Genomic DNA, 25,431 nt, shown 5'->3' with positions numbered 1-25,431 from the left:
CTTCACCCCGGCGCGAGGCCGGAGTGAAGGCTGTCTCGGCGCCTCAGGACGCCGGAATCTGCTGGCTGATGCAGTGGAAGCTGCCGCCGCCGGTCAGGATATGGTCGGCGCGCTGGCCGATGATCGCGCGGCCGGGGAACAGCTCGGCGAGCTTGTCCACGGCGGCGACGTCATTCTCCTGGCCGTAGAGTGGCACCACCACCGCGGCATTGCCGATGTAGAAGTTCATGTAGCTCGCCGGGATGATCTCCTCATCCTCGTTGAGCACGCGGCCCGGCGAGGGGAAGCGGACAACTTCGACGCCGGCACGCTCCGCGCGGGCCGCGGCGTCCTGGTAGATGCGCCAGTTCGGGTCGTTCTCGGCGCCCTCGGGGATCAGCAGCCGGTTCGGGCCGATGAAGCGGGCGAGGTTGTCGACATGGCCGTCGGTATGGTCGTTGAGCAGGCCGTCGCCGAGCCACAGCACCTGGGTATAGCCCAGGTCCTTCAGCAACATCTCCTCGACATCGGCCTTGCTGAGCTGCGGGTTACGGTTGCGGTTGAGCAGGCACTGCTCGGTGGTGACGACCAGACCGGTACCATCGCCGTCGATCGCGCCGCCCTCGAGCACCCAGCCATGGTCCTCGACGCGCATCTGGGCGCGCTCGGCAAGACGGTGGCCGATATCGTCATCGCCCTCGAGGTCGTACTTGCCGCCCCAGCCGTTGAACCGGAAGTCATGCGCGGTGCCGTTGCCGCCGATGATCGCGGCGGTATCACGCAGCCAGATGTCGCCGAACGGCTCGATCACCACCTTGGCAGCGTTGCCGGCGAGCAGCTTGGCGGCCTTGGCGGATTCCTCGTTGGCGGCGACCAGGATCACCTGCTCGCCCTTGCCCTCGGCATGCACCGCCTTGGCGAAGGCGGCGACTTCGAGGCGCGCGGAGGCGAGATCGTCGAGCCAGAGTTCGGGATGGCTGGGGAAGCCGATCCACACGGCGTGGTGGTGCGCCCATTCGGGCTTGGGGGGAGGCGGAATCGTCATTCCGCCCCCATAGTCCCCTTCACTGCCCGGAGCGAGACTTGTCGCGGACCGCGCGGAATTCGGCGGTCTTGTACCAGTTGGGCCAGGCCGCGCCCTCGGCGAGCTGGCGGCCCAGGCCGTAATAGATGTTCAGGTCCGAGACCGCGCCGCTCCAGTCCCAGTTCGCATCATATTCGTCCTGGGGCTTGTGATAGCGGTTCCTGGTATAGTCCTCGGCAGCCTTCTTGCCTGCTTCCTTGCCGCCATTGACCAGGTCGTCGCCGCTCTCGCCATAGAGCATCGGCACGCCGAGCTTGGCGAAGCTGAAATGGTCCGAGCGGTAATAGCCGCCCGCCTCGGGCCGCTCCTCGGGAACGATCACCCGGCCCTCCACCGCGACAAAGGGCTTTACCAGGTCCTCGAGCTCGGACTTGCCGGCCCCGACCAGCGTGAAATCCTTCGTCTTTCCAAGGACATTGAGCGAGTCCATGTTCACTCCGCCCACCGTCTTGGCGAGCGGATAGACCGGGTTCTCGGCGTAGAACTTGCTGCCGAGCAGGCCCGATTCCTCGGCGGTGACCGCCAGGAAGACGACGCTGCGCTTGGCCGGGCCGGCCTTGGCATGCGCCTCGGCGAGCGCGACCAGCCCGCCGATGCCCGAGGCATTGTCGACCGCGCCGTTGCAGATGTCGTCGCCATTGACCGCGTCGCAGCGGCCGAGATGGTCCCAATGCGCCGAATAGAGCACGACCTCGTCGGGCTTCGCTGTGCCCGGCAGGATACCGACGACATTCTTCGAGGCCTGGCGCTTGATCGAATTATCCCAGCTGACAGAGGCCTTTACGCCGAGCGGTACGGCCTTGAAGTCCTGCTTGCCGGCCGAGGCGACCAGCGCGTCAAAGTCCTTGCCGGCGGCGGCGAAGAGTTCCTTGGCCTTGTCGAGCTGCATCCAGCCGATCGCCTGGCTCTGGTCCATGTGGTCGCCCGGCGTGTCCTGCTCAAGCTGCGGGCCGGTCCAGGAGGACTGGACCACGCCCCAGCCATAGGCGGCCGGGTACGTGTCGTGGACGATGATCGCCGCCGCCGCGCCCTGCCGCGCGGCCTCCTCGTACTTGTAGACCCAGCGGCCATAGTAGGTCATCGCCTTGCCCTCGAACAAACCCTTGGTTTCGGGGGACTTATAGTCGGGGTCGTTGACCAGGATGACGACCGTCTTCCCCTTCACGTCGAGCCCGGCATAGTCGTTCCAGCCGCGCTCGGGGGCGTTGATGCCGTAGCCGACGAAGACGACGTCGCTGTCCTTGACCGCGACCTTGGGGACCACCCGGTAGGTGGCGATGACCATGTCCTTGCGATAGTCGAGGCTGACCGGCGCCTTGCCGCCCGAGAAGACCAAAGGCTGGACATTGCTGGCGGTGATCTCGACCAGCGGCACGTCCTGGGTCCACTTGCCCTTGTTGCCCGGCTTCAGCCCAGCCTTTTCAAAGCGTTGGACGATATAGGCGATCGTCTTGTCCTCCGCTGGCGTGGTCGGCGCGCGGCCCTCATAGGCGTCCGAGGAGAGCTCCTTGGTCACCTCCTTCATCGTGTCGGCCGAGATGGTCTGGGCGTTGGCCGCAGTGCCGGCGAGGAGCAGGGCGGCGGTGAGCAGGTGGCGCATGGGATCCCCTTTGCGGAACATTCGTGGGCGGATGTTGGCAAGGGTTGCGCCCGACCGCAATGCGAGGCAGCCTTGGTAGCGATAACATAGGAGAGGGATGCATGCGCTTGTGGACGCTCTGTGCGCCGATATTGGCACTCGCCCTGCCCGCGAGTGCGCAGCAGCAGGATTACACCGCCGCCAACGCCGATCGCCAGGCGATGCTCGACCGGCTGGGAATCGGGGAAATCCGTGCCGGCGCAGACGGTTTCAACCCGAACGCACCCAATGCCGCCAACTATGACGAAGCGAAAGCGGGCACCCCCGAACTTCCGCCTCTGCTGCGTACGAACGCCGGCCTCCCCGTCCGCAACAGCAAGTACTGGGACCGCCGCCGCCGCGAGATCGTCGAGCTGTTCGACCGCGAGATCTATGGCCGCGTGCCGCTAACCGCCCCGAAAATAACGTGGAATCTCGTCCGCGAGGAAAAGGCGGTCGAGGCCGGGATCGCGGTGACCAAACGCTGGATCGAGGGCGTGGCGGACAACCGGGCCTGGCCGCGCGCCTCCACCACCATTGCCGTCCGCTACACCCTGCCCGAAAGCGACCGCCGCGTGCCGGTGATCCTCAGTTTCGGCTTTCCCGAGGGCTTCAAATTCCCCGGCCCGCCCCGCCCCGCCGATCCCGGCCCGCCCTATACCGAGCAGCTGCTCAAGCACGGCTTCGGCTATGCCGTGGTGGTGGCGAGCTCGATCCAGGCGGACAATGGCGGGGAGCTGAAGACCGGGGTGATCGGCATCTCGCTGCAGGGGCGCCCGCGCGGCCCCGAGGACTGGGGCGTGCTGCGCGCCTGGGCCTGGGGTGCGAGCCGCGCGCGCGAAGCGCTGGCTGCGGACGCGAAAGTTGACGCCCGCCGGATCGGCATCGAAGGCCTGTCGCGCTACGGCAAGGCGGCGCTGGTGGCGATGGCCTATGACCCGCACTTCGCGATCGGGTTCGTCGGCTCCTCGGGCGCGGGCGGCGCGGCGCTCTATCGCCGCAACTTCGGCGAGCGGATGGGCAACCTCGCCGCCGGGGGCGAGTATCACTGGTTCGCCGGCAATTTCCTGAAATATGCCGGGCCGAAGACCGAGTTCGACCTGCCGGTGGATGCGCACATGCTGATCGCCCTCTCGGCACCACGCCCGCTGTTCATCGGGGCGGGGACGGTGGACACGGGGGACGGCTGGGTCGACCCCAGGGGCAGCTTCCTGGCGGCGGTGGCGGCGTCGCCGGCCTGGACGATCCGCGGGGCGAAGGGGCTGAGTTCCACGGTGTTCCCGCCGGAGCTTACGCCGGTGACCGGGGGGACGCTCGCGTTCCGGCAGCATCGCGGCGGGCATAACAACCGGGACAACTGGCCGAGCTTCATCGCGTTCGCGGTGCGGGAATTGGGGCGGTGAGTTGGTGAGGCGCTCGAGGCTCGTAAGAGACGGCCTACGCCCTCCCCTTCGTCATCCCGACGGAAGTCGGGATCTCGCGCGGCTCTTTTCCCGCCATCGCCTGAGATCCCGGCTTTCGCCGGGATGACGGTGGTGTGTTGCCCTCACGCCCGCAGGCGTTCCGTCCCCTCCAGCGCTGCGTCCTGGAGCGCCGCCAGTGCGGGGATCAGCGCGTCGCGGCGGGCTTCGGCGGTGCGGATGCCCGGCAAATAGCGGCGCTCGAGCTTCTTGAGCCGGGCCATGTCGGCGACCGTCTCGACATGGACGATCAACTCCGCATCACCGTCATAACAGGTGGCCGAGGGGATCGCCTGCTCGGCATCGCGGTAGCGGGACCGCAGCGTATGGACCTCGGCCTCGGCGGCGATGAAGCGGTCGAGCGCGGGATCCTGGACCAGCGGCTCGAAGACCTGGGGCAGGCCCGGCGGCCAGTCGAGCGGATGGTCCTGCACCGGATCGACCGCGAAGGCGGTGCTGCCCACGCCCCAGCCGGTGAGCGGGTGCGGCGAGATGTCGGTCGGCTGGCCGGAAGGCGCACGCCACACCGCATGATGCCAGCCGAACAGCACGACGCCCGGGATCTCGACCAGCATCCAGCCGAACAGGCAGCTGCCGCCCTGCGCCCGCACCTGATCGCGCACGTTCCAGTAGCAGCGGCCCTGGCGGCTGCCGGGCAGCGGATAGCGCGGCACCGCGAGCACATCGGCCGCGCCCAGCCGGGCGAGCAGCGACGGCAATGCCGGATGACCGGGATCGACGTCCCGATGGATCAGCCCCAAATCAAGTCCCCCCCGGACTCCGGCGCTGGGGGCGGGGCCTTTCCCCCAAGGCCCCGCCCCGCGCGCTTCATGAGCACCCCCATGCCCGCCGGGCAAGGCGGGCGAAGATGCGATGCGCGACCTTGTTTTGCCGGGAGGGTTACAGCGCGGTGGAGCGCCAGGGCAGCGGAGGTAGCGCCATTTTGGGTCGGACTGGCGGGGATGGCGGGGTGATTCCGCCAGATTGAGTAGATTTTGTGGAAAGGCGGCGGCGCGCCCCTTTCCGTCATCCCGGCGAAAGCCGGGATCTCAGGCGATGACGCGGGGAAGGAGCCGCATGAGATCCCGACTTTCGTCGGGATGACGATGATGGGACCGGGATGATGGTGAAGATCCTCCCTCGCAGCGCAGCTGCGGGGGAGGGGGACCGCGACGCGCAGCGTCGTGGTGGAGGGGGCTTTACGGCAGCCGTTGCAGACCCCCTCCACCACCGCCTTCGGCGGCGGTCCCCCTCCCCCGGAAACGCCGTTTCCGGGGGAGGAATTTCAGCGCCCGCAGCGCACGTAGATCGGGTTGCCGACCAGCAGGAGCTTGCCGTCCTGGGTCGTCACGTTGACCGCGATCCAGCCGCAGGCGGCCTTGCGGTCGAGATGGAAGGTGACACTCGGCGCCAGCGGGAGCGACTGGGCCTCGGTGCCATTGGCGATCAGCACGGCCTTGCCCGCATCGACGCCGGCGATCGTCGCGGTGACGTCGAGCTTGGCGCCGGGCGTGAGCGCCTCGCCCATCAGGGCGTGGGTGCGGCCCGAGACGGCCTCGACATCGAGCATGCGGGTGCGCGTGCCTTCGACATCGACGAAGACCCGCCCGGCGCGGATGCCGGCCAGGATCGCGGGGGTGGAGAGCGCCTCGGCATGGACGACGGTGGTCGGGCGGCCGATGCCGGCGCGGCCCTTTTCCGCATCGGGATTGTGGTTGTCGCTGCCGCCCACGCCGGTGAGGCGATGGCCGGCGTTGAGCTGCCTGTACCAGAAGCCGATGCCCGAGAGCGGCGTGTTGACGGTGTTGGCGTTGATCGCCTCGATCGCGGTGATGCCGTTCCAGTCGGTGTCGGGCCAGACCCAGCCGCAGCCCATGCAGGCCTCTCCCGAAGGCAGGCCGGGATGGTTGATCGAGAGGATCGCGCCGGCATCGGCGACGGCCTTCTCGACCGCGGCGACATTGGGGACGCCCGGCGTGCCGATGCGGAAATCGACCCAGCGGGTGAGCCCGATCGCATTGGCATGGCCGCCAAAGGTGGTGACCTCGGTACCCGGGATCAGCAGGATGTTGTCGAAGTACGGCTGGAGCTCGCGCAGCCCGCCGAAATGCGAGACGGTGTTGTGGTCGGTGACCGCGACGAAATCGAGCCCGGCATTCGCCGCGGCATCGACGGTGCGGAACAGCGGGCACGGGATCTTCCTGCCCGCCTTGCTGACGCAACTGCCGTCCGAATGGGCGTCGTGCATGTGGAGGTCGCCGCGGAACCAGCCGGGGGCAGCCTTGATCGGCGCGTCGGCGATGGCGGCGCTGGCGTTGCGGACGGTGCCGCGGTCGAGGAATATCTCGACCTTATAGGGACTATGCGCGTCCTTGCGGGCATTGGGCACGCCAAACTGGACGTGCCAGCGGCCGGCGGGCAGCGCGCCGGGGAGATAGCCGGGCGAGGCGTCGCTGGCGGAAAGCGTGAAGCGGTCGCGCGTGCCGCCGCTCCAGCCGCGGAAGCGCTGCGGATCGAACACGCCGAGATCGACGACGGTCTTGTTCGCCTTGTCATAGGTCAGGCGGACGGTGATCCGCTCGGTGCCCTCGGGCACGTCGAAGGGGATCTGCTTGTAGGTCTCGTGATCGGCGCCGGTGATCTCGCCGGTGGCGACCTGGTCCGCCTGCTGGGCATGCGCGGGGGTCTGGAGGAGGAGAAGGGCCAGCGCGGGCAGGAGGCGGAGCATGGTGAATTCCAATAATTTCCTCCCTCGGAGCCTCGGCTCCGGGGGAGGGGGACCGCGTCGCGAAGCGACGTGGTGGAGGGGGCTTAGCAACCAGCGTCGTAGACCCCCTCCACCATGCTTCGCATGGTCCCCCTCCCCCGGAAACGCCGTTTCCGGGGGAGGATAAAGAAAGGTCAGAACGAGAAGTCGACGGCGAAGCGGATGTTGCGGCCCACGATCGGGCGACCGATGAACAGCAGGTCGTTGGCCTGGCCGCTGGTCAGCTCGCCGGCGCGCGGATTGCCTTCGGTGAGGCCGAGCGCGTTGGTGAGGTTGTCGCCATAGGCCCAGACGCGGATGTTCTTCGTGGCGCGCACGCTGATGCTGGCGTTGATCACCGTATAGGCCGGCAGCTTCGAGATGTTGGCCGCATCGGCATAGCGATCGCTGTAATGCTCGACGTCCATCTGCGCGCGCAGGCGGCCGTCGAACAGGGTGACCGCCGGGGTGGCACGCAGCGCGATCTTGGGCACGCGGAGCAGCTGGTTGCCCGAATAGTCGCGCGGGACCAGCGTGGCGACGCCGCCGACCGTGGTGCTCTCATTGTAGCGCAGGTTGCGGAAGGTCGGGTTCTGCCAGGTCGCCTGGACGGTGAGGTCGAACCACTTGGCCGGGCGGATCACGCCTTCGAATTCGACGCCATAGGCGCGCGTGTCGGTATAGACGGTCTGCTGGATCACGCCGCTGGCGGGCGGCGGAGCGAAGACGAAGTTGCCGATCGAATAGGAGTCGAAATCGGTGAGGAAGCCGGTGGCATAGACGCTGACCAGCGGGGTGGAGAGCTTGAGCCCGCCTTCCCACATATCGATGCCCTGGATCACCGGCTGGGCAGTGGCGCTGGTGATGAAGCTGCCGACGCTCGGCATGCGGAAGGCATGGGTGTAGCGCGCGAAGGCGCCGCCGATCTTCGCGAACTGCCAGTCGATGCCGGCGGTGTAGCCGACATCGTCGAACTTGCGGTTGAAGTTGGTGTAGATGCCGTTACCGGTCAGCACCTGATCGTCGGCCAGGGTGGTGGCGTCGCCGAGATTGACCGTCTTCTGGCCTTCCTGCGCGCCGCGGGCCTTCATCTGCTCCCAGCGGATGCCGCCATCGATGCGCAAGGTCGGGGTGATCTGCCACTCGTCCGAGGCGTAGAGCGCGATCGTGGTCTGGCTGCCGGTGCCGTTGGCGAATTCCGAGCCGTAGCGGGCGACGCCGTTCTTCGTCAGCGAGCCGACGACATTGCCGGCGGCGTTGACCGCGACGACGTCGAGCAGGCGGGAATTGTTCGAGACGTCCTGCACGGTCGAGGCCGAGTAGCGGCTGAAGGTCTCGTCGATGTTCGCGTAGTAGAAGCCGACCGCGAAATCATGCGTGCCGGCCGCCTCGAACTTGTGGGCGATGCGGAAGTCGTTGAGGAACTCGCGCTCCCAGACGGTGACGGGACGGGCGGCGTTGATGAAGATGTCGCCATTGCCGTTCTGGTTCGCAACGTTGAACGCCTGACCGTTGTCGGCGTAGCGGATCTGCACGTCGGTCGCGCCCGGGAAGGCGGCGAGCAGGGCGGCGCGGTTGCTGGTGAGGAACGAGGCGGCAGTGCTGACCGAGGTCGGGTAGACGCCGTTGCGGACCGTGTAGCTGTCGCGGTAGCGCATGCCGTTGGTCAGCTTCCAGCCCGGCGCGAACTCGTAGTCGGTGAGGATCGAGCCCTGGTCGAGGCGGATGTCGGTGCCCTTGGTGTTGTCGAAATCGACCAGGCCGGTTGCGCTCTTGAGCGTCAGGTGGGCCGAGGCGGGGCTGGCGGTGGTGCCGTAATGCGGATCGAAGCCGGGCAGTCCGACCACGTCGCCGTTGCGGTCCTTGGTCAGCGGGATGCCGGTATAGAAGATCGCGTTGTCGTCGAGATGCTTGTAGCTGAAGGTCAGCGAGCCGCCGTCGAATTCCTTGACGAGGTCGGCGCGGACCTGGCCGCCCTTGTTGCCGGTGAAGCCGGGATCGCGGACGCCCTGCTCGCTGCGGTAGAAGCCGCCGACGCCGAGCTTGAGGCCGTCGCCGAGGGGCGCGCCGATCCAGCCGTCGAAGCGGTAGAGCTCGGCGGTGGGGCCGTAGAGGACGCGGGCATTGCCGGTGAGCGAATCGCCGGCGCGGCGGGTGATGTAGTTGACCACGCCGCCGGGGGCGTTCGAGTAGAAGACCGAGGACGGGCCACCGCGGACGACTTCGATCCGGTCGATCGATTCGTCTAGGCGGAAGGCCTGGTCGGCGTTGAGATAGCCGAGCGCGGGATCGTGCTGCACCGGCAGGCCGTCCTCGAGCAGGTTGATCGAGCCGAAGCCGTCCACGGGAATGCCGCGGGCGCGGACATTGCCCGAGCCTTCGCCGCCCGAGGCCTCGACCCAGAAGCCGGGAACCGACTTGAGCGTCTCGGTCACGCTCGACGGCGCGCGCGAACGGATCATGTCGTTCGACAGGGTGGTGACGGCGTAGCTGGTGTCGAGCTTGGTGCGCTCGCCGGCGCCGGCGCGGCCGGTGACGACGATCTCCTCGTGGGGCGTGTCGGCGGCGGCGGTGGCGGTGGCGGCCGCCTCCTGCGCCTGGGCGAGCGCGGGGGCGCTGGCGGTCAGCAGGAGGGCGGCGAAGCTGGTGCGCGTCAGCGTGCGGCTGATCTGCATGGATAATCCCCTTGGTCGATGGGCAGCGAAGGACTGCTCGGGGCGCCGCTAGGCCGGGGATGTTGCGATGTGGCGGCAGGGCCAAGGCGCCGGGATGACGCCTGGCTTGCGATATTATGACAGTAATATCAGCAAGTTATAGACCCTGTCACAGGGTGCATGGACAAGATCCCCCTGCCACACCGCCGCGGTGCTTTCAAGACATTGCCAAAGCCGGCGCGCCAGCTAGGCTCAGGCCCGAGAAATCTTGGGGGGTTCATGAAGAATATCGTTCGCGGGGCGCTGCTTGCCGCCTCGGCCATGCCGGCGCTCGCCTTCGCGCAGAGCGAGGACGCGCGCAATTTCGGGGCGCGCGAGTTCATCCAGCAGATCAGCCTGTCGCCCGACGGCAGCCAAGTGGCGATGATCCAGCCGATCAGCGGACGTGGCGACGCGCTGGTGGTGGCCAATCTCGAGACCGGCGCGAACAAGGTGGTGCTCACCGCGACGGGCGACCCCGAGCAGCTCAGTAGCTGCCGCTGGGCGAGCACGACGCGGATCGTGTGCAACATCTACATGATCCAGCAGCTCGACCAGAAGCTGAGCTTCACCCGGATGGTCTCGCTCAACGCCGACGGGTCCGACCTCAAGCTGCTCAGCCGGCGCGAGAATGCCAATGCGCTGAACATCATGCAGTCGGGCGGCGACATCATCGACTGGGGGCCGGACGGCTCGAACGGATCGGTGCTGATGACGCGGGTGTTCGTGCCCGAATATTCGACCGGTACCCACACCGCCAACACCCGCGAGGGACTGGCGGTGGAACTGGTCGACGCGACCTCGCTCAAGCGCAAGATCGTCGAGCTGCCCCGGCGCAACGTCGCCGAGTTCATCAGCGACGGGCACGGCAATGTCCGGATCATGGGCATCGAGGACGAGAGCAACGGGGGCCTGAGCACCGGCCGCTATGTCTACAGCTATCGCACCGCCGACGATCGCGAGTGGAAGAAGCTGGGCGAACTGGTGACCGACGGTGGCGGCGGCAACTATACCGGCTTCAACCCCTATGCGGTCGATCGCGACACCAATGTCGTCTTTGGCTTCGATAACAAGGACGGGCGGCGGGCGCTCTACAGCATCGCGCTGGACGGCAGCCTGACCCGCAAGCTGGTGTTCGCGCATCCCGAGGTCGATGTCGACGGGCTGGTCCGCATCGGCCGCCAGCGCCGCGTGGTCGGGTTGAGCTATGCAACCGACCACCGCGTCACCGAATTCTTCGACCCCGAGCTGCAGAAGCTGCGCACCGCACTGGGCAAGGCGCTGCCCGGCAAGCCGATGGTGAGCTTCGTCGATGCGAGCGCCGACGAGAAGAAGCTGCTGCTCTACGCCGGCGGCGATACCGATGCGGGCACCTACTATGTCTATGACAAGGCCAGCCGGCACCTGGCCGAGGTGCTGGACCAGCGGCCCCAGCTCGCCCGGACCAAGCTGGCCGAGATGCGGCCGGTGACCTTCCCGGCGGCGGACGGCACGCAGATCCCCGGCTATCTGACCCTGCCCGCCGGCAGCGACGGCAAGAACCTGCCCGCGATCGTGATGCCGCATGGCGGACCGGGCGCGCGCGACGAATGGGGCTTCGACTGGCTGGCGCAATTCTATGCCGCGCGGGGCTTCGCGGTGCTCCAGCCCAATTTCCGCGGATCGACCGGCTATGGCGATAGCTGGTTCCAGAAGAACGGCTTCCAGTCCTGGCGGACGGCGGTGGGCGACGTGAATGATGGCGGGCGCTGGCTGATAAAGCAGGGCATCGCCGCGCCGGACAAGCTGGCGATCGTCGGCTGGTCCTATGGCGGCTATGCCGCGCTGCAAAGCCCCGCCCTGGACCCCGACCTGTTCAAGGCAATCGTGGCGATCGCGCCGGTGACCGACCTGGAATCGCTGCGCAACGAGGCCATGGGCTATACCAGCGCCAATATCGTCAGCCGGTTCATCGGCAACGGCCCGCATGTGCGCGAAGGCTCACCGGCGCAGAATGCCCAGAAGATCAAGGCACCGGTGCTGCTGTTCCATGGCAACCAGGACCTGAACGTCGGCGTAGGCGAATCGCGTCTGATGGCCAATCGGCTGAAGGATGCGGGCAAGCGGGTGGAATATGTCGAGTTCAAGGGCCTCGACCACCAGCTCGACGACGATCAGGCGCGGACGCAGATGCTCGACAAGAGCGACACGTTCCTGCGGACAGCGCTGGGGTTGCCGGCGAAGCCCTGACCACGATCGTCGTCCGCCCTACAACCGTCATCCCGGCTTTCGCCGGGATGACGGTTGTAGGGCGGCATGACGGGCTGGGAACGGGAGACGGCGCAAACGAAAAGGGCGGCCCCGAAGGACCGCCCTCTTTTCCGTTCCCGAAGGGAGCGAAGCTTAGCGCGAATAGAATTCGACGACCAGGTTCGGCTCCATCTTCACCGGGTACGGCACCTCGTCGAGGGTCGGCACACGGGTGAAGGTGATCTTCGAGGCGCCGTCCGGCGACACGTAATCGGGGATGTCGCGCTCGGCGAGGCTCTGCGCCTCCATCACCAGCGCCATTTCCTGCGCCTTCTGGCGGAGCGACACGGTCTGGCCCGGCTTGATGCGGCGCGAACCGATGTTGCACTTCTCGCCATCGACCAGGACGTGGCCGTGGTTGACCAGCTGGCGGGCCGCGAAGATCGTCGGCGCGAACTTGGCGCGGTAGACGATCATGTCGAGGCGCTGCTCGAGCAGACCGATGAGGTTCTGCGACGTATCGCCCTTCATCTTCGAGGCGTCTTCATACGCCTTCTTGAACTGCTTCTCGGTGACGTCGCCGTAATAGCCCTTGAGCTTCTGCTTGGCGCGCAGCTGGATGCCGAAGTCCGACATCTTGCCCTTGCGGCGCTGGCCGTGCTGGCCCGGGCCGTATTCGCGCTTGTTCACCGGGGACTTGGGACGGCCCCAGATGTTCTCGCCCATGCGGCGGTCAAGCTTGTACTTTGCGCTGGAACGCTTCGACATTCTGTAATCCTTGCAATCGCTAACAACGGTATTCCCGGTATCCGCCTGCGGTTCTCGAAGAGAGGCAGGGCCACCGCTTCACCGGGGTGCGGGACCATTGCGAAGGCGCGCGGTTAGCGGCGCGGGGGGCTGGAGTCAAGTTCTCCGGGCCTCCACGAGCCCGTCTCGAGGACGAATTACCGCACATGCTGGACAGCGCCTCCCCGCGCCGCCAAGGAACGGCGATGCAAGAGATACTCGACCCCGAAGCCTGCACGACGATGCTGGAAGTCCGTGCCGGCGTCGATGCGGTGGACGCGGCGCTGGTGCAGCTGCTCAAGCGCCGCTTCGGCTATATGGATGCCGCCGCCCGCATCAAGCCCGAGCGCGGCCATGTCCGCGACGAAGCCCGCAAGGCGCAGGTGATCGCCAATGCCCGCACCCATGCCCGGGCCGCGGGCATCCCCGATGCGGCGATCGGCGAGATCTGGGAATTACTGGTCGAAGCCTCGATCGCCTATGAGCTCGAGGCGTTCGACCGGCGCTGAAAACGGTTGCCGGTTTCAACCGCCGCCGCCGGGGCGGATCGGCGGAGCCGGCACGGTCGCACCGCGCCCCCGCAATGCCTCGCGCGTCTCGCGCGTCAGCTGCTCCCATTCGGCGCGGGTATGGCATTCGCTGCGACCGACGATCAGGCTGCCCGTCGATGCGACGCTGCGGCATATAACCTTGTCCGGGTCATTCTTGCTCTTCTTGGCCTTGGCGGGGGCGCTGGCCTGGCCGCTATAGACTGGAGCTTCCTGCGCGGCGACGGGCGCCGCCAGAGCAAGGAGAGTAAGCGCGGTAACGAAACGCATCTGGCAAGTCTCCGCAATAGCAAGAACGCCCGCACTGCCGGGCGTCGGTTCGGATAACAGGTCCGCGTCGTCTGGCGGGACGATCCTGGATCAGCAAATCGAATGCCACCTATGTCGCCAAGGTGGCGCCGGCTCAGCTCGGGTCGAGACCGGTTGCGCCCGCCCGACGATTGCCGAGCGTCCGCTGGGCATTGTCGCCATTGGAATCGTCGATCTGGCGCCATTCCTCGCGGGTATGACAGGTACGCTTCGACATGATCGAGCCGGTCACATCGAGAGCACGGCAGATCTTCTTTTCCTTCACCGGCGAGGCAGGCGCAGGCGCGGTATCGGTCTGCTGGGCCAATGCCGGTGCAGACAGGGCAAGCAAGGCAGCAAAGGTAACAAAACGCATCGGGCCCCTCCCAAGATTCACCGAGCGTATCGCGGTTTCACGCCAGCGAAAAGCGGAAGCATATTGCAGTAATGTGTCAGCCGTTGCGGTGGCGCTTCTTCCCTTCGAGGGCCGAGAGCACGCCGCGCAGGGTGCGCAGTTCCTGGCTCGACCAGCGCGGCTTGGTGAGCAAAGTGCGCAACGTACGCTTGGTTGAAGGCACGCGATCGGGCGGGAAATAATAGCCAGATTCCTCGAGCATCGCATCGAGCTGGCCGATCATCCCGTCGAGTTCTTCCTGCGGCGCGGGGGGATCGAGCTCCTCTTGGGTCGGCTGGGCGAGGCTCACGCCGCCCTCTGCCGAACTCGGCACGTGCTTCGACCATTCATAGGCGACGAGGATGACCGCCTGGGCGAGGTTGAGCGAACCGAACTCGGGGTTGATCGGCACGGTGACGATGGTGCGGGCGACGGCGACGTCGTCGGTCTCGAGCCCCGAGCGCTCGGGCCCGAACAGGATCGCCGAGCGGCCTTCCTCGCGATGGATCTCGTGCGAGGCCTCTTCGGGGGTCATCACCGGCTTGGTGACGCCCCGCTTGCGCACCGTGGTGGCATAGACATGCGCGCAATCGGCCACGGCATCGGCGACGGTCTCATAGACCCGGGCCTTTTCGAGCACGATATCGGCGCCCGAGGCGGCCGGACCGGCGCTGGGATTGGGCCAGCCGTCGCGCGGGGCGACGAGGCGCATCTCGACCAGCCCGAAATTGAGCATCGCGCGCGCGGCCTTGCCGATATTCTCGCCGAGCTGCGGGCGGACGAGGACGATGACGGGGGGTGGGGCCACGGCTTTGCTCACTGCTTCGATCTCTTCAACTTGGCACTAGTACCAACAACCGTCATCCCCGCGAAAGCGGGGACCCAGCTCCTGCGCTATCGGCAGATATAACCGGTACGTGGCCGGATAGTCCGGGAGATGGGTCCCCGCTTTCGCGGGATGACGAAAAGGGGCTTACCCCTTCCCCACCTCGCTCACATTGCCCGCGAATTCCTCGAAGTCCTTGGCCTCGCGGAAGTCCTTATAGACGCTGGCGAAGCGGATATAGGCGACCGAATCCAGGCCCTTCAGCCCCTGCATCACCAGCTCGCCGATTTTCTGCGAGGGGATTTCGGTGTCGCCCATCGTCTCCAGCTGGCGCTGGATGCCGGAGACCAGCTTCTCGATCTGCACGCTGTTGACCGGGCGCTTGCGGGTGGCGACCGAGATCGAGCGGACCAGCTTGTCGCGATCGAACGGCTCGCGCTTGTCCTCGCTCTTGAGGACAGTCAGCTCGCGCAGCTGGATGCGCTCGAACGTGGTGAAGCGCGCGGCGCAGGCCTCGCACTGGCGCCGGCGGCGGATCGCCGCCCCGTCTTCGGTGGGGCGGCTGTCCTTTACCTGGCTGTCTTCATGTCCGCAGAAGGGGCAGCGCATCTTATCCCTCTCCCCTCTGGGGAGAGGGAGGAGCCGCGAAGCGGCGGAGGGAGAGGGGCAGAGAGGAGAGGTCTCGGCTCATGCCCCTCTCCCCTGCCCTCTCCCCAGAGGGGAGAGGGAGATTAGCCATCAAAGCTCCGGATAAATGGGGAAGCGCTCGCACAGCGCGCGGACGCGCTCGCGGACATTGGCTTCGACCTGGGCGTCGCCCTGCTCGCCATTCTTCTTGAGGCCGTCGAGCACGTCGGCGACCATGTTGCCGATCTCGCGGAACTCTGCGGGTCCGAAGCCGCGGGTGGTGCCCGCCGGCGAGCCGACGCGGATGCCGCTGGTCTTGACCGGCGGCAGCGGATCGTTGGGGATGCCGTTCTTGTTGCAGGTGATCGCCGCCCGCTCGAGCGCTTCGTCGGCATCCTTGCCGGTGACGCCCAGCGGGGTGAGGTCGATCAGCGCGAGATGCGTGTCGGTGCCGCCCGAGACCACTGCCGCGCCGCGCTCCTTGAGCGTGGCCGCGAGGATCTTGGCATTCTCGACGATCGCCGCCGCATAGCTCTTGAACTCGGGCTGGAGCGCCTCGCCGAACGCGACTGCCTTGGCAGCGATGACGTGCATCAGCGGGCCGCCCTGGAGCCCCGGGAACACCGCCGAGTTGATCTTCTTGGCGATCGCCTCGTCATTGGTGAATACCGCGCCGCCGCGCGGGCCGCGCAGGGTCTTGTGGGTGGTGGTGGTAACGACATGGGCGTGACCGAACGGCGTCGGGTGGACGCCGCCGGCGACCAGGCCGGCGAAGTGCGCCATGTCGACCATGAAGATCGCGCCGACTTCATCGGCGATCGCGCGGAACTTCGCGAAATCGATGTGGCGCGGATAGGCCGAGCCGCCGGCGATGATGATCCGCGGCTGGCTCTCCTTGGCCTTGGCCAGCACCTCGTCGAAGTCGATCAGGTGGGTGACGGGGTCGACGCCGTACTGGACCGCGTTGAACCACTTACCCGACATCGCCGCCTTGGCGCCGTGGGTGAGGTGGCCGCCCGAATCGAGGCTGAGGCCCATGATCGTGTCGCCCGGCTTGGCGAGCGCGAGCATCACCGCGCCGTTCGCCTGCGCGCCCGAGTGCGGCTGGACGTTGGCGAAGTCGCAGCCGAAGATCTGCTTGGCGCGATCGATCGCCAGCTGCTCGACTTCGTCCGAGGGGTGGCAGCCCTGATAGTAGCGCTTGCCGGGATAGCCCTCGGCATATTTGTTGGTGAAGACCGAGCCCTGGGCCTCGAGCACTGCCTTGGAGACGATGTTCTCCGAGGCGATCAGCTCGATCTGATACTGCTCGCGCTTCAGCTCGTGCTCGACGCCGGCGAAGACCGCGGGATCGGCCTCGGCGAGGCCGCGGGTGAAGAAACCGTCCGGCTGCACGCCATTGCTAACGGGATTGGTGCTCATGCGGGGTTCCTTTCGGGGTGGCTGAGCTTCTCGACCCGGCGCTGGTGGCGGTCGCCGAGGAACTCGGTTGCGAGGAAGGTGGTGATGCAGGCCTTGGCCATCTCGATGCCGACGAGGCGGGCGCCGAGGGCGACGACATTGGCATCGTTGTGCTGGCGCGCAAGGCTGGCCGAGAGCGGCTCGGAGACGAGCGCGCAGCGGGCGGCCGGATTGCGGTTGACCGCGATCGAGATGCCGATGCCCGAGCCGCAGAGCGCGACGCCGCGCTCGGCCCGGCCATCCTCGATCGCCTTGGCGAGACGATAGCCGTAATCGGGATAATCGACGCTCTCGGGGCCGTTCGTGCCCAAATCGAGCACTTCGTGCCCTTCGTTACGCAACCATTCGGCGAGTTCTGCCTTCATTGCGTAGGCGGCATGGTCCGATGCGATGGCGATGGTGTGTGGCATGCGCGCTCCCCTACGCCGCGCGGGACCGGCTGGCTAGACCGACTATTCGGAGAGAAACATGCGCAAGACGATTTTCGCCCTGCTTCCCGCCCTCGCGCTGGGCCTCGCGGCCTGCTCGCCGAGTGCGGAGAGCAATCTGAGCAACTCGCTGGATCGCACCGGCGACTCGCTGAGCAACGCCGCGAACGACCTGGGGAACAGCATCGACGCCGCGGCGGACGATGCCGGCAACGCCTTCGACAACACCGCCGACGACATCGGCAACCGCGCCGAACATGTCGGCAATGCGATCGACGAGGCGACTCGCTGATGCGCGCGCTGCTGATCCTCGCGCCGGCGCTGGCGCTCGCCGCGTGCAACACCGCCGACAAGGCTGCCGACGCGACGGCCAATGCCACCGAGACCGCCGGCAATGCCGCAGTGGCGGTGGGCGGGTCGATCGCCAATGCCGTGGAGCAGGGCGCTGCCGACCTGAAAAAGGAAGTGTCCGGCAAGCCGGTCGACCGCGACGACTGGGTCGGGCGGTGGAAGGGCGTCGAGGGGACCTATCTGGTCGTCGCCAAGGGCGCCGAGCCGGGGACCTACAAGCTCGAGATGCAATACACGCTCGACGACAAGGGATCGTTCGACGGCAAGGGCACCAGCGCGGGCATCGCGTTCAAGCGGCCCGATGGCGAGCAGACGCTCCACGCTAGCGATGGCGATGCGACGGGGCTGAAGTACCTCGCCGGCAAGAAGGACTGCCTGACCGTGCATACCGGCGAGGGCTATTGCCGGGACTGAAGTCCTTCACCTCCAACCGCTACCCCGGCACAAGGCCACGCAACAACGCGCGGTTACCACTGACGCAAGCTGATCCCCGGCCCTCGCCGGGGATCAGCTTGGTTCTTGCTGCCAGCGCCCTCCGTCAGTTCCAGGGCAATTTCGGCGTCACCTGCACCTTCATCGCGGTGACGGTTTCGAGTTCCGCGTGTTCGCTGGGCTGGTCGAATTCGAGCGAGGTGAGGACGCCGCGCCCGCAATAGAGCCGTGCCTTCAGCCGGGACATGGGATCAGATGAGAGAAGCTCTACCGTGGCGATGCAGAGCGAGGCGTCGGCGGATAGTATTCGGCTCGACGCGGGGAACAGGATCACGCCGTTGCGGCGCTCATAGAGATTGACCTCTCGCCCGCCGAGAATGGGCTGGATCATGTTGATCCGGGCAAGGCGATCATCGAATGCGGGATGCACCTGCTCGGGAAGAGAGGACCGGACCTCGGCGAGGATGGCGGCCTCCAGCGGCAGGAAGACACGCCGATAGCCGCGCAACGCGTTGAGAATGGCACCTAGCATCTACCCCCGCCCCCGCAGCCACCCCCGCGCCCTTGCCGCCGCCACATAGGTCGCGCTGACCGGCACGCTGCCGCCGCCGGCAAGCAGCAGGCGCCATTTGCGGCCGTCGCGCTCGGCGCCTTCGACTGCCTCCGCCGCGACCCAGGCGCCGCGATGGACCTGGAGACCGTCGATGCCGGCGACTTCGTCCAGCGCGTCGCCGAAACGGTAATGGAGCAGCGCGCTCGTCCCGTCGCGGCGGTGAACGCGGCAATAATGGTCCTCGGCCTCGATTCCCGCGAGGTCCTCGGCGCGGACCCGGGTGCGGGCGAGCAGCCCGGTTTCGGCGCGGACCGGGCGCATCCGGCGCAGCAATATCCAGGCGACCAGCGCGCAGACGGCGAAGATCACCACGCTGATCGCCGCCGCGCGCAGCCAGACGTCGAGCGGCATCACGCGCATGCTCCGGCCGATCAGCGCGCCGACGAGCGGGATCTCGAGCGGCAACGGCAGGTTGAGCGGGATGGCACCGAGCAGCGCGACGCGCGGCCAGTCGCTCGGCTTGCGGACGCCCCAGGCGAACAGCGCCTGCCATTTGAGCGCGTTCCAGCCCATCAGCAGCAGCCAGAAGGCGGTGCGCTGGCCGAGCGGCAGCGCGCCGGTGTTGAACCCGCCGGTGACGATCATCAGCGCCGCGGCGGCAAGACAGGCGACCCAGAGCAGAGGAAAGCCCGGCACCGGCGCTTTCGGCAGCGCACGTTTCGCGAAGCCGAACGCGCGCTTCGCGAAACCGCGCTTGCCCGGCGAGCGGGCGGCGGGGCCAGTGCGGAGCGACCGGGCGGCGGGCATGGCGGAGAGGCTGCCATGCGATGCGTCCGACGACAACGGGAGACCCGCATGTTCTTCAATTTCGTCATCCCCGCGAAGGCGGGGATCCAGAGTCACAGGCGAACGGGTAGAGAAACCCTGGATCCCCGCCTTCGCGGGGATGACGGTTATGGGAGGCGCCCGATGGTCGGAGCCTTGCTCCTAGCCCTCGCCCTGCCCTTCGCCGCCCACGCCCAGCAGACCGACACCGCCGCGATGGCACAGCAATCCGCGGCGATGCACAGGCTCGACTGGATGCACGGCAAATGGCGCGGCGAGGCGCGGATGCTGATGCCGAGCGCCGGCGAGAAGGTGGTGGTGCATACCGAGCGCGTCGGCACGCTGCTCGACGGCACGGTGACGGTGATCGAAGGCAAATCGTTCGACGACGCCGGCAAGGTGCCGTTCAACGCCTTCGCCGTGGTCTCCTACGACGCGCGGACCCAGAGTTTTTCGATGCAGAGCTATACCGGCGGGCGATCGGGCAACTTCCCGATGACGGTGCTCGACAAGGGTTACGCCTGGGAAGTGCCGGCCGGTCCCAATGCCAAGGTCCGGTACAAGGCGAGCTTCGACGGCACGACCTGGACCGAGACCGGTGATTTCCTCGCGGAGGGCCAACCGGCCCGCCCCTTCTTCAAGATGGTGCTCAAGCGCATCGGCGACAGCGACTGGCCGGTCGCCGGCAGCGTGACACGGGATTGATTTTGCTGGGCTCCTGACCCTAGGGGCGTCCCCGGGAGTGCCCGCGACGAGGCGTTGCGGGCACAGGGGATAGACCCTAGAGTGACGCCGGTTCGTCACAAAGGGGTAATAGGGCGTGGCGGACCACCGCTCGTCCGCCGGGGCGTCCAGGAGCTATTGATGGGTTCGATTACCAAGACGCCGAAGAATGTCGCCGTCCGCGGCGCCGTGCACCGCCATGAGCACATGACCAAGGAGGGCCTGCTCGAGCGCGCCTTCACCTTCGCGTTCAGAGGCCTCGTCTACCCGCAGATCTGGGAAGACCCGGTGATCGACATGGAGGCGCTGCAGCTCCAGCCGGACCACCACATGGTCACGATCGCCTCGGGCGGGTGCAACGTCTTCTCGTACCTGACGGCGAACCCGGCGAAGATCACCGCGGTCGATCTCAATCCGGCACATATCGCGCTCAACAACCTCAAGAAGCAGGCGGCGCTGAACCTGCCCGATTATGCTTCGTTCCACCGCTTCTTCGGCCAGGCCAACAAGGCCGAGAATGTCGAGGCCTATCGCCAGTTCATCGCGCCGCACCTCGATGCGCCCTATCGCGATTACTGGGAGCGCCGCGGCCTGAACGGCACGCGCCGCATCGAGGCGTTCAAGCATGGCTTCTACAAATACGGCCTGCTTGGCCGGCTGATCGGCTTCGTCCACTGGCTGGCGCACCGCTACGGGATCGATCCGCGCGAGATCCTCGCCGCGAAGAACATCGAGGAGCAGCGCCACATCTTCGAGACGCGCTTCGAGCCGTTCTTCGAGAAGAAGTTCCTGCGCTGGCTGGTCGACCAGCCCGCCGCCCTGTTCGGCTTCGGCATTCCGCCGGCGCAGTACGACCTGCTCAAGATCGACGACAAGGCCGGCATCACCGGCGCCCTCAAGAGCCGCCTGCGCAAGCTCGCCTGCGACTTCGACCTGAAGGACAATTTCTACGCCTGGCAGGCCTTTGGCCGCGGCTATGGCGAGGGTCCAGACGCGCCGCTGCCGCCGTATCTCGAGGCGAAGAACTGGGACGTGGTGCGCGAGCGCGCCAACCGCGTCGAGATCCGCCACACCAACTATGCCGACTATCTCGAGACGATGCCGGCCCAGTCGCTCGACCGCTACATCCTGCTCGATGCGCAGGACTGGATGACCGACGAGCAGCTCACCCGCATCTGGGGCGAGATCACCCGCACCGCCAAGCCGGGCGCGCGCGTGCTCTATCGCACCGCGGCGATCCCCGATGTGGTGAAGGGCCATATCCCCGAGGAGCTGATGAGCCAGTGGGAATATGAGGACCAGGCCAAGCTCGACGACTGGACGCGCCGCGACCGTTCGTCGGTCTATGGCGCGACCCACGTCTGGACGCTGAAGCCGCACGCATGAGCGCTGCAACCGGGGGCGCCGACCAGAAGGGGCTGATGGACGCGACCTATGCGCTCCATCGCCACTTCTACGACTTCACGCGGAAGTTCTACCTGCTGGGCCGCGACGCGCTGATCCGCGGGCTGAACCCGCCCAGGGGCGGGACGGTGTTGGAGGTGGGCTGCGGCACGGCGCGCAACTTGATCGTCGCGGCGAAGCGTTTCCCCGAGGCGCGCTTCTATGGCTTCGACATCAGCGAGGCGATGCTGGAGACGGCACGCGCCTCGGTCGAGAAGAATGGCCTGAGCGGCAAGATCACCCTGGCGCAGGCCGATGCCGGCGCGTTCGACGTGCAGACACTGTTCGGCGTCGAGAAGCTCGACCGGGTGTTCATGAGCTATACGCTCTCGATGATCCCACCCTGGGTGGAGGCGATCGAGCTGGGCGCGAAGGCGCTGGCGCCGGGTGGCAGCCTGCACATCGTCGATTTCGGGCAATATGAGCGGCTGCCGGGCTTTGCCAAGCGGCTGCACTTCAAGTCGCTGAACGACTTCCACGTTTTCCCGCGCGACACGCTGCCGGCGGTGCTCAAGCGCGTCGCCGAGGAGCAGGGACTGCGGCTCGACTTCCGCTCGACCTTGCGCGGCTATGTGTGGAGCGCGACGCTGACGCGGGATTGAGGGCGGGGACGATGTGGAAGCGCATCGTCCTGTACGGCACGCTGCTGGCGGCGGGGACGCTGCTGCTGCAATGGCTCGATTACCAGCGGCTGGTGCGCTCGCACATCGGCGACGTCTATGTCTTCCTGATCGCGGGCGGCTTCCTGGTGCTGGGCGTATGGCTCGGCGCGCGCGGGATCGCCCGGCCGGCCCCGCGCGCGTTCGACGGCAATCCCCAGGCGGTGGCGGTGCTGGGGCTCTCGCCGCGCGAGCTGCAGGTGCTGGAGGAATTGCTCGCCGGGCGATCGAACCAGGAGATCGCCGAGCGGCTGGGTGTGTCGCTGAACACGGTGAAGACGCATGTCGCGCGGCTGCTGGAGAAGCTGGGCGCGAAGCGGCGCGGGGACGCCGTGGCGCGAGCGCGGGAACTGGGGATCGTGCGCTAATCCCCCTTCCGCTTGCGGGAGGGGTCAGGAGAGGGACTGTCTACCAAGACCACTCCCGCGTTCGTCACATCCCCTCCCCCGGCCCCTCCCGCAAGCGGAAGGGGAGCGAGTTGGACCCCGTTTCACGCAAATCATCCTTTCGGGGGATTGCCGCAGCGGCTTGCGGCGCGGCTGATCGGGGCGCAACCTGAACCCAAGGGGGACGACCATGCTGCGCACCATCCTGACCCACGGCGTGATCGGCGGACTGATCGCCGGCGGCCTGCTCTCCGTCATCGTGCTCAACTTCGAAGGCGCCACCGGCCAGTACGGCATGGCGATCGGCTATCTGATCATGCTGATCGGGCTGAGCGCCATCTTCATCGCGATCAAGCGCCAGCGCGACGTGGCGCAGGGCGGGGTGATCCGCTTCTGGCCAGCCTTCGGCATGGGGCTGGCGATCAGCCTGGTCGCGGGCATTGTCTATGCGCTGTGCTGGGACCTGGCGCTGGCGACGATCGGCATCGACGCGTTCATCGACAAGTTCGCCGGGGCGATGCTCGACGGCAAGAGCGGCGCGGAGCTGGCCAGGGCGCAGGCGGAGATGGCGTCGTTCCGCACCGCCTATCACAACCCGTTGTTCCGGCTGCCGATGACGTTCGTCGAGATATTCCCGGTGGGCGTGCTGGTGTCGCTGGTTTCGGCCGCGCTGCTGCGCAACAGCCGGTTCCTGCCGGCGCGGCCAAGGGAAACCTAGGCGGCCTCGGCTGCTGCCTCCCGGCGGAGCGCGGCATAGTCGGCGGGCGTGAGGCCATCGGCCTCGCCCCGCCGCAGCATCAGCAGGTAGCCGCAGAGCGGATGAAGCTTGTCGGGATCGAACTGCGCGAGCCGGCGCTTGCCGATCCGGGCATCGACGATCGCCAGCGCCTGGAACAGCATGTCGTCGCTCGCCAACGCTTCCTCGACCGGCACGCTGTGCACGAAGTCCCAGAGCGTCCGGTACACATCCTGACGGCTGCGCTCGCCATAGGCGGTCAGCTGCTCGTCATACATGGTGTTGGCTGCGTACCTGATGGGCGAGTCACCATCCTGACGCGGGATGACATATTCCGCATTGCCGTTCGCCCGGGTGCAGAAATTGGCGATCACATCGCCGTCGAGCGTCAGCCAGGCATGGCCGCAGCTGCAATTGCCATAAGCGGCGCTATGGATGTCGAGCCTGCCCTGCAGCGGCTCGGCGAAGCGCTCGATCACCAGCTGGCGGAGCTTGCTCCAGCGCATCAGGCGGCCCGGCGCAGTTCCAGCCGGCCCCAGATCTCGACCAGCGCATCGACCAGCTCGCGCATCATGCTCTCGTCATGCGCGGGGCCGGGGGTGAAGCGCAGGCGCTCGGTGCCGCGCGGCACGGTGGGATAGTTGATCGGCTGGACGTAGACGCCGTACTCGGCGAGCAGGATGTCGCTGATCTTCTTGGCCTTGACCGGATCGCCGACCATCAGCGGCACGATGTGCGTGGTCGAGGCCATGACGGGCAGCCCCGCCTCGGCCATCATCGCCTTGAGCTTGGCGGCAGCGGCCTGCTGGCCCTCGCGCTCTTCCGACGAGCCCTTGAGATGCTTCACGCTGGCCAGCGCGCCGGCGACCAGCACCGGCGAGAGCGAGGTGGTGAAGATGAAGCCTGGCGCATAGCTGCGGATCACGTCGATGATCATCTGGTCGGCCGCGATATAGCCGCCCATCACGCCGAACGCCTTGCCGAGCGTGCCCTCGATGATCGTCAGCCGGTCGGCCAGCCCCTCGCGGTCCGAGATGCCGCCGCCGCGCGGGCCGTACATGCCGACGGCATGGACCTCGTCGAGATAGGTCAGCGCGTTATACTTGTCGGCCAGGTCGCAGATCTCGGCGATCGGGGCGATGTCGGCGTCCATCGAATAGACGCTCTCGAACGCGATCAGCTTGGGCACGCCGGGATCGTCTGCGGCGAGCAATTCCTCGAGATGCGCGAGGTCGTTGTGGCGGAAGACGCGCTTCTCGCAGCCCGAATTGCGGATGCCCGCGATCATCGAGGCATGGTTCAATTCGTCCGAATAGACGATGCAGCCCGGCAGCACCTTGGCGAGGGTGGAAAGCGTCGCTTCGTTCGAGACATAGCCCGAGGTGAAGAGTAGCGCATTCTCCTTGCCGTGGAGATCGGCGAGCTCCTGCTCGAGCTCGATATGATAATGGGTGTTGCCGCCGATGTTGCGCGTGCCGCCCGAGCCGGCGCCGACATCGTGAAGGGCCTCCTCCATCGCCGCGATCACCTTGGGGTGCTGGCCCATCGCCAGATAGTCGTTCGAGCACCAGACGGTGATCGGCTTCGGCCCGTTGTGCCCGGCGAAGCAGCGCGCATTGGGGAACATGCCCTTGTTGCGCAGAATGTCGATGAAGACGCGGTAGCGGCCCTCGGCGTGCAGCCGGTCGATCGCGGACGTGAAGACCCGGCCATAGTCGACGGGCGCGTGGCTGTCTGCGCTGTGCATCAGGCGTTCCTACCGTCAAAATACGGCGATTTCCAGTTGGACATATTGCCTAATCGGTGCGGTCCGGAACACCTTTGATCCAAGACAAAAGCCGGTTGGTCCGAAATTGAGAGGGTTTGCTGCGGGAATCGAGCCGGATGTGGTAAACAAGGATCATCGCGGGCGAGTCGGCTTATCAAGCGAGTCCGCGGCTGAGAGACCTAGCGCGCTCCCGCTTGTACAAGGAGCACCACCATATGAGCGCCAGAGACATAGAATATTTCACCATGCGCGAACGGCAGGAGCGCGAGCATGCCGAACGCAGCGACGACATGACCGCGCGGCGCGTCCATCAGGAGATGGCCGAGCGCTATTCGGCCCGGCTGCGCGACATCCATGTCGTCGGAGCGCCCTCCGCTCACGCCTGACC

The 25,431-nt window shown here is 66.9% G+C and carries 27 protein-coding genes; 11 read left to right on the top strand and 16 right to left on the bottom strand.

The features are described from left to right. Positions 1-43: 43 nt before the first annotated feature. Both J2W22_RS06845 and J2W22_RS06840 read right to left on the bottom strand, forming a co-directional pair. The gene (locus J2W22_RS06845; protein ID WP_307117501.1) at positions 44-1,024 is read right to left on the bottom strand and encodes an agmatine deiminase family protein; all 981 of its coding nucleotides are present in this window, start codon (positions 1,022-1,024) and stop codon (positions 44-46) included. Positions 1,025-1,043: 19 nt separating this feature from the next. Continuing rightward, positions 1,044-2,663 (bottom strand): M28 family metallopeptidase, encoded by a 1,620-nt coding sequence (locus J2W22_RS06840; RefSeq protein ID WP_307117500.1) that lies wholly within the window; start codon positions 2,661-2,663, stop codon positions 1,044-1,046. Between the two features lie 101 nt (positions 2,664-2,764). On the opposite strand from J2W22_RS06840, the gene J2W22_RS06835 reads away from it, so the two are divergent. Beyond that, positions 2,765-4,084 (top strand): alpha/beta hydrolase family protein, encoded by a 1,320-nt coding sequence (locus tag J2W22_RS06835; protein ID WP_307117499.1) that lies wholly within the window; start codon positions 2,765-2,767, stop codon positions 4,082-4,084. A 143-nt stretch (positions 4,085-4,227) separates the two neighbouring features. On the opposite strand, the gene J2W22_RS06830 is transcribed toward J2W22_RS06835, so the two are convergent. The 3 genes from J2W22_RS06830 to J2W22_RS06820 form a co-directional block, all read right to left on the bottom strand. Further along, positions 4,228-4,902: a hypothetical protein gene (locus J2W22_RS06830; RefSeq protein WP_307117498.1), complete on the bottom strand. Its 675-nt coding sequence runs from the start codon at positions 4,900-4,902 to the stop codon at positions 4,228-4,230. A 524-nt stretch (positions 4,903-5,426) separates the two neighbouring features. Further along, positions 5,427-6,869, bottom strand: coding sequence for a CehA/McbA family metallohydrolase (locus J2W22_RS06825; protein ID WP_307117497.1), 1,443 nt, complete (start codon positions 6,867-6,869; stop codon positions 5,427-5,429). Between the two features lie 173 nt (positions 6,870-7,042). Then, complete coding sequence (locus J2W22_RS06820; RefSeq protein ID WP_307117496.1) at positions 7,043-9,562, bottom strand: TonB-dependent receptor; 2,520 nt, start codon at positions 9,560-9,562, stop codon at positions 7,043-7,045. Positions 9,563-9,820: 258 nt separating this feature from the next. Here J2W22_RS06820 and J2W22_RS06815 point away from each other — a divergent pair, with 258 nt between their 5' ends. Next, positions 9,821-11,809: an alpha/beta hydrolase family protein gene (locus J2W22_RS06815; protein WP_307117495.1), complete on the top strand. Its 1,989-nt coding sequence runs from the start codon at positions 9,821-9,823 to the stop codon at positions 11,807-11,809. A gap of 153 nt (positions 11,810-11,962) precedes the next feature. Here J2W22_RS06815 and rpsD read toward each other — a convergent pair whose 3' ends face one another. Next, complete coding sequence (rpsD, locus tag J2W22_RS06810; RefSeq protein WP_183999861.1) at positions 11,963-12,577, bottom strand: 30S ribosomal protein S4; 615 nt, start codon at positions 12,575-12,577, stop codon at positions 11,963-11,965. Positions 12,578-12,801: 224 nt separating this feature from the next. Between rpsD and J2W22_RS06805 the strand changes: the two genes are divergently transcribed. Next, the gene (locus J2W22_RS06805) at positions 12,802-13,104 is read left to right on the top strand and encodes a chorismate mutase (RefSeq protein ID WP_307117494.1); all 303 of its coding nucleotides are present in this window, start codon (positions 12,802-12,804) and stop codon (positions 13,102-13,104) included. Between the two features lie 15 nt (positions 13,105-13,119). Here the strand turns inward: J2W22_RS06805 and J2W22_RS06800 are convergent, their stop codons facing one another. The 6 genes from J2W22_RS06800 to rpiB all read right to left on the bottom strand — a co-directional run bounded on the left by J2W22_RS06800 (position 13,120) and on the right by rpiB (position 17,149). Then, entirely contained in the window at positions 13,120-13,413 is a 294-nt protein-coding gene (locus J2W22_RS06800) for a hypothetical protein (protein WP_307117493.1), read from the bottom strand. A gap of 133 nt (positions 13,414-13,546) precedes the next feature. Next, positions 13,547-13,807: a hypothetical protein gene (locus tag J2W22_RS06795; RefSeq protein ID WP_307117492.1), complete on the bottom strand. Its 261-nt coding sequence runs from the start codon at positions 13,805-13,807 to the stop codon at positions 13,547-13,549. A 76-nt stretch (positions 13,808-13,883) separates the two neighbouring features. Continuing rightward, positions 13,884-14,633, bottom strand: coding sequence for an RNA methyltransferase (locus J2W22_RS06790; RefSeq protein ID WP_307117491.1), 750 nt, complete (start codon positions 14,631-14,633; stop codon positions 13,884-13,886). Positions 14,634-14,798: 165 nt separating this feature from the next. Then, positions 14,799-15,260 carry a transcriptional regulator NrdR gene (gene nrdR, locus J2W22_RS06785; RefSeq protein ID WP_307117490.1) on the bottom strand — a complete coding sequence of 154 codons (462 nt, stop codon included), beginning with the start codon at positions 15,258-15,260 and terminating at the stop codon, positions 14,799-14,801. Between the two features lie 129 nt (positions 15,261-15,389). After that, positions 15,390-16,700, bottom strand: coding sequence for a serine hydroxymethyltransferase (glyA, locus tag J2W22_RS06780; protein WP_307117489.1), 1,311 nt, complete (start codon positions 16,698-16,700; stop codon positions 15,390-15,392). After that, entirely contained in the window at positions 16,697-17,149 is a 453-nt protein-coding gene (rpiB, locus tag J2W22_RS06775) for a ribose 5-phosphate isomerase B (protein ID WP_307117488.1), read from the bottom strand. The genes glyA and rpiB overlap by 4 nt, the downstream gene beginning before the upstream one ends. A gap of 58 nt (positions 17,150-17,207) precedes the next feature. Here rpiB and J2W22_RS06770 point away from each other — a divergent pair, with 58 nt between their 5' ends. Next, positions 17,208-17,459: a hypothetical protein gene (locus tag J2W22_RS06770; RefSeq protein ID WP_307117487.1), complete on the top strand. Its 252-nt coding sequence runs from the start codon at positions 17,208-17,210 to the stop codon at positions 17,457-17,459. Then, positions 17,459-17,932 (top strand): hypothetical protein, encoded by a 474-nt coding sequence (locus J2W22_RS06765; protein WP_307117486.1) that lies wholly within the window; start codon positions 17,459-17,461, stop codon positions 17,930-17,932. Before J2W22_RS06770 ends, J2W22_RS06765 begins: the two co-directional genes overlap by 1 nt. 124 nt (positions 17,933-18,056) lie before the next feature. Here the strand turns inward: J2W22_RS06765 and J2W22_RS06760 are convergent, their stop codons facing one another. Continuing rightward, on the bottom strand, positions 18,057-18,482 hold the full coding sequence (locus J2W22_RS06760) for a hypothetical protein (protein WP_307117485.1): 426 nt from the start codon (positions 18,480-18,482) through the stop codon (positions 18,057-18,059). After that, entirely contained in the window at positions 18,483-19,346 is an 864-nt protein-coding gene (locus J2W22_RS06755) for a LytTR family DNA-binding domain-containing protein (RefSeq protein WP_307117484.1), read from the bottom strand. A gap of 126 nt (positions 19,347-19,472) precedes the next feature. On the opposite strand from J2W22_RS06755, the gene J2W22_RS06750 reads away from it, so the two are divergent. From J2W22_RS06750 to J2W22_RS06730, 5 genes are all read left to right on the top strand, one after another. Then, a complete protein-coding gene (locus J2W22_RS06750; RefSeq protein ID WP_307117483.1) occupies positions 19,473-20,033 on the top strand; it encodes a DUF1579 domain-containing protein in 561 nt (186 codons plus the stop codon). 159 nt (positions 20,034-20,192) lie between these two features. After that, positions 20,193-21,437, top strand: coding sequence for a DUF3419 family protein (locus J2W22_RS06745; protein ID WP_307117482.1), 1,245 nt, complete (start codon positions 20,193-20,195; stop codon positions 21,435-21,437). Beyond that, positions 21,434-22,096 carry a class I SAM-dependent methyltransferase gene (locus J2W22_RS06740; RefSeq protein WP_307117481.1) on the top strand — a complete coding sequence of 221 codons (663 nt, stop codon included), beginning with the start codon at positions 21,434-21,436 and terminating at the stop codon, positions 22,094-22,096. The genes J2W22_RS06745 and J2W22_RS06740 overlap by 4 nt, the downstream gene beginning before the upstream one ends. Before the next feature lie 11 nt (positions 22,097-22,107). After that, positions 22,108-22,521: a helix-turn-helix domain-containing protein gene (locus tag J2W22_RS06735; protein WP_307117480.1), complete on the top strand. Its 414-nt coding sequence runs from the start codon at positions 22,108-22,110 to the stop codon at positions 22,519-22,521. 208 nt (positions 22,522-22,729) lie between these two features. Continuing rightward, positions 22,730-23,257, top strand: a complete 528-nt coding sequence (locus tag J2W22_RS06730; RefSeq protein WP_307117479.1) for a DUF4199 domain-containing protein — start codon at positions 22,730-22,732, stop codon at positions 23,255-23,257. Here the strand turns inward: J2W22_RS06730 and J2W22_RS06725 are convergent. Beyond that, positions 23,254-23,781, bottom strand: a complete 528-nt coding sequence (locus J2W22_RS06725) for an SF0329 family protein (protein ID WP_307117478.1) — start codon at positions 23,779-23,781, stop codon at positions 23,254-23,256. The two genes, J2W22_RS06730 and J2W22_RS06725, sit on opposite strands and share 4 nt — an antisense overlap. Next, complete coding sequence (gene hemA, locus J2W22_RS06720) at positions 23,781-25,022, bottom strand: 5-aminolevulinate synthase (RefSeq protein ID WP_307117477.1); 1,242 nt, start codon at positions 25,020-25,022, stop codon at positions 23,781-23,783. Before hemA ends, J2W22_RS06725 begins: the two co-directional genes overlap by 1 nt. Positions 25,023-25,258: 236 nt before the next feature. On the opposite strand from hemA, the gene J2W22_RS06715 reads away from it, so the two are divergent. Further along, positions 25,259-25,429 carry a hypothetical protein gene (locus J2W22_RS06715; RefSeq protein WP_307117476.1) on the top strand — a complete coding sequence of 57 codons (171 nt, stop codon included), beginning with the start codon at positions 25,259-25,261 and terminating at the stop codon, positions 25,427-25,429. The last annotated feature ends 2 nt before the right edge of the window (positions 25,430-25,431 follow it).

This window comes from Sphingomonas kyeonggiensis (genome assembly GCF_030812785.1).
In the GTDB taxonomy this organism is placed as follows: Bacteria; Pseudomonadota; Alphaproteobacteria; order Sphingomonadales; family Sphingomonadaceae; genus Sphingomonas; species Sphingomonas kyeonggiensis_B.
The sequence above is the reverse complement of the archived record's forward strand: the minus strand, read 5'-3'. Positions and strand labels throughout refer to the sequence as shown.

Bases quoted from the DNA above. Each gene is read 5' to 3' on its own strand.
- nrdR (WP_307117490.1), bottom strand. From the start codon at position 15,260: ATGCGCTGCCCCTTCTGCGGACATGAAGACAGCCAGGTAAAGGACAGC.
- J2W22_RS06805 (WP_307117494.1), top strand. From the start codon at position 12,802: ATGCAAGAGATACTCGACCCCGAAGCCTGCACGACGATGCTGGAAGTC.
- rpsD (WP_183999861.1), bottom strand. From the start codon at position 12,577: ATGTCGAAGCGTTCCAGCGCAAAGTACAAGCTTGACCGCCGCATGGGC.
- J2W22_RS06745 (WP_307117482.1), top strand. From the start codon at position 20,193: ATGGGTTCGATTACCAAGACGCCGAAGAATGTCGCCGTCCGCGGCGCC.
- J2W22_RS06725 (WP_307117478.1), bottom strand. From the start codon at position 23,781: ATGCGCTGGAGCAAGCTCCGCCAGCTGGTGATCGAGCGCTTCGCCGAG.
- J2W22_RS06800 (WP_307117493.1), bottom strand. From the start codon at position 13,413: ATGCGTTTCGTTACCGCGCTTACTCTCCTTGCTCTGGCGGCGCCCGTC.
- rpiB (WP_307117488.1), bottom strand. From the start codon at position 17,149: ATGCCACACACCATCGCCATCGCATCGGACCATGCCGCCTACGCAATG.
- J2W22_RS06840 (WP_307117500.1), bottom strand. From the start codon at position 2,663: ATGCGCCACCTGCTCACCGCCGCCCTGCTCCTCGCCGGCACTGCGGCC.
- J2W22_RS06770 (WP_307117487.1), top strand. From the start codon at position 17,208: ATGCGCAAGACGATTTTCGCCCTGCTTCCCGCCCTCGCGCTGGGCCTC.
- J2W22_RS06750 (WP_307117483.1), top strand. From the start codon at position 19,473: ATGGTCGGAGCCTTGCTCCTAGCCCTCGCCCTGCCCTTCGCCGCCCAC.
- J2W22_RS06815 (WP_307117495.1), top strand. From the start codon at position 9,821: ATGAAGAATATCGTTCGCGGGGCGCTGCTTGCCGCCTCGGCCATGCCG.
- J2W22_RS06820 (WP_307117496.1), bottom strand. From the start codon at position 9,562: ATGCAGATCAGCCGCACGCTGACGCGCACCAGCTTCGCCGCCCTCCTG.
- J2W22_RS06760 (WP_307117485.1), bottom strand. From the start codon at position 18,482: ATGCTAGGTGCCATTCTCAACGCGTTGCGCGGCTATCGGCGTGTCTTC.
- J2W22_RS06795 (WP_307117492.1), bottom strand. From the start codon at position 13,807: ATGCGTTTTGTTACCTTTGCTGCCTTGCTTGCCCTGTCTGCACCGGCA.
- glyA (WP_307117489.1), bottom strand. From the start codon at position 16,700: ATGAGCACCAATCCCGTTAGCAATGGCGTGCAGCCGGACGGTTTCTTC.
- J2W22_RS06735 (WP_307117480.1), top strand. From the start codon at position 22,108: ATGTGGAAGCGCATCGTCCTGTACGGCACGCTGCTGGCGGCGGGGACG.
- J2W22_RS06835 (WP_307117499.1), top strand. From the start codon at position 2,765: ATGCGCTTGTGGACGCTCTGTGCGCCGATATTGGCACTCGCCCTGCCC.
- J2W22_RS06845 (WP_307117501.1), bottom strand. From the start codon at position 1,024: ATGACGATTCCGCCTCCCCCCAAGCCCGAATGGGCGCACCACCACGCC.
- J2W22_RS06715 (WP_307117476.1), top strand. From the start codon at position 25,259: ATGAGCGCCAGAGACATAGAATATTTCACCATGCGCGAACGGCAGGAG.
- hemA (WP_307117477.1), bottom strand. From the start codon at position 25,022: ATGCACAGCGCAGACAGCCACGCGCCCGTCGACTATGGCCGGGTCTTC.
- J2W22_RS06730 (WP_307117479.1), top strand. From the start codon at position 22,730: ATGCTGCGCACCATCCTGACCCACGGCGTGATCGGCGGACTGATCGCC.
- J2W22_RS06740 (WP_307117481.1), top strand. From the start codon at position 21,434: ATGAGCGCTGCAACCGGGGGCGCCGACCAGAAGGGGCTGATGGACGCG.
- J2W22_RS06765 (WP_307117486.1), top strand. From the start codon at position 17,459: ATGCGCGCGCTGCTGATCCTCGCGCCGGCGCTGGCGCTCGCCGCGTGC.
- J2W22_RS06825 (WP_307117497.1), bottom strand. From the start codon at position 6,869: ATGCTCCGCCTCCTGCCCGCGCTGGCCCTTCTCCTCCTCCAGACCCCC.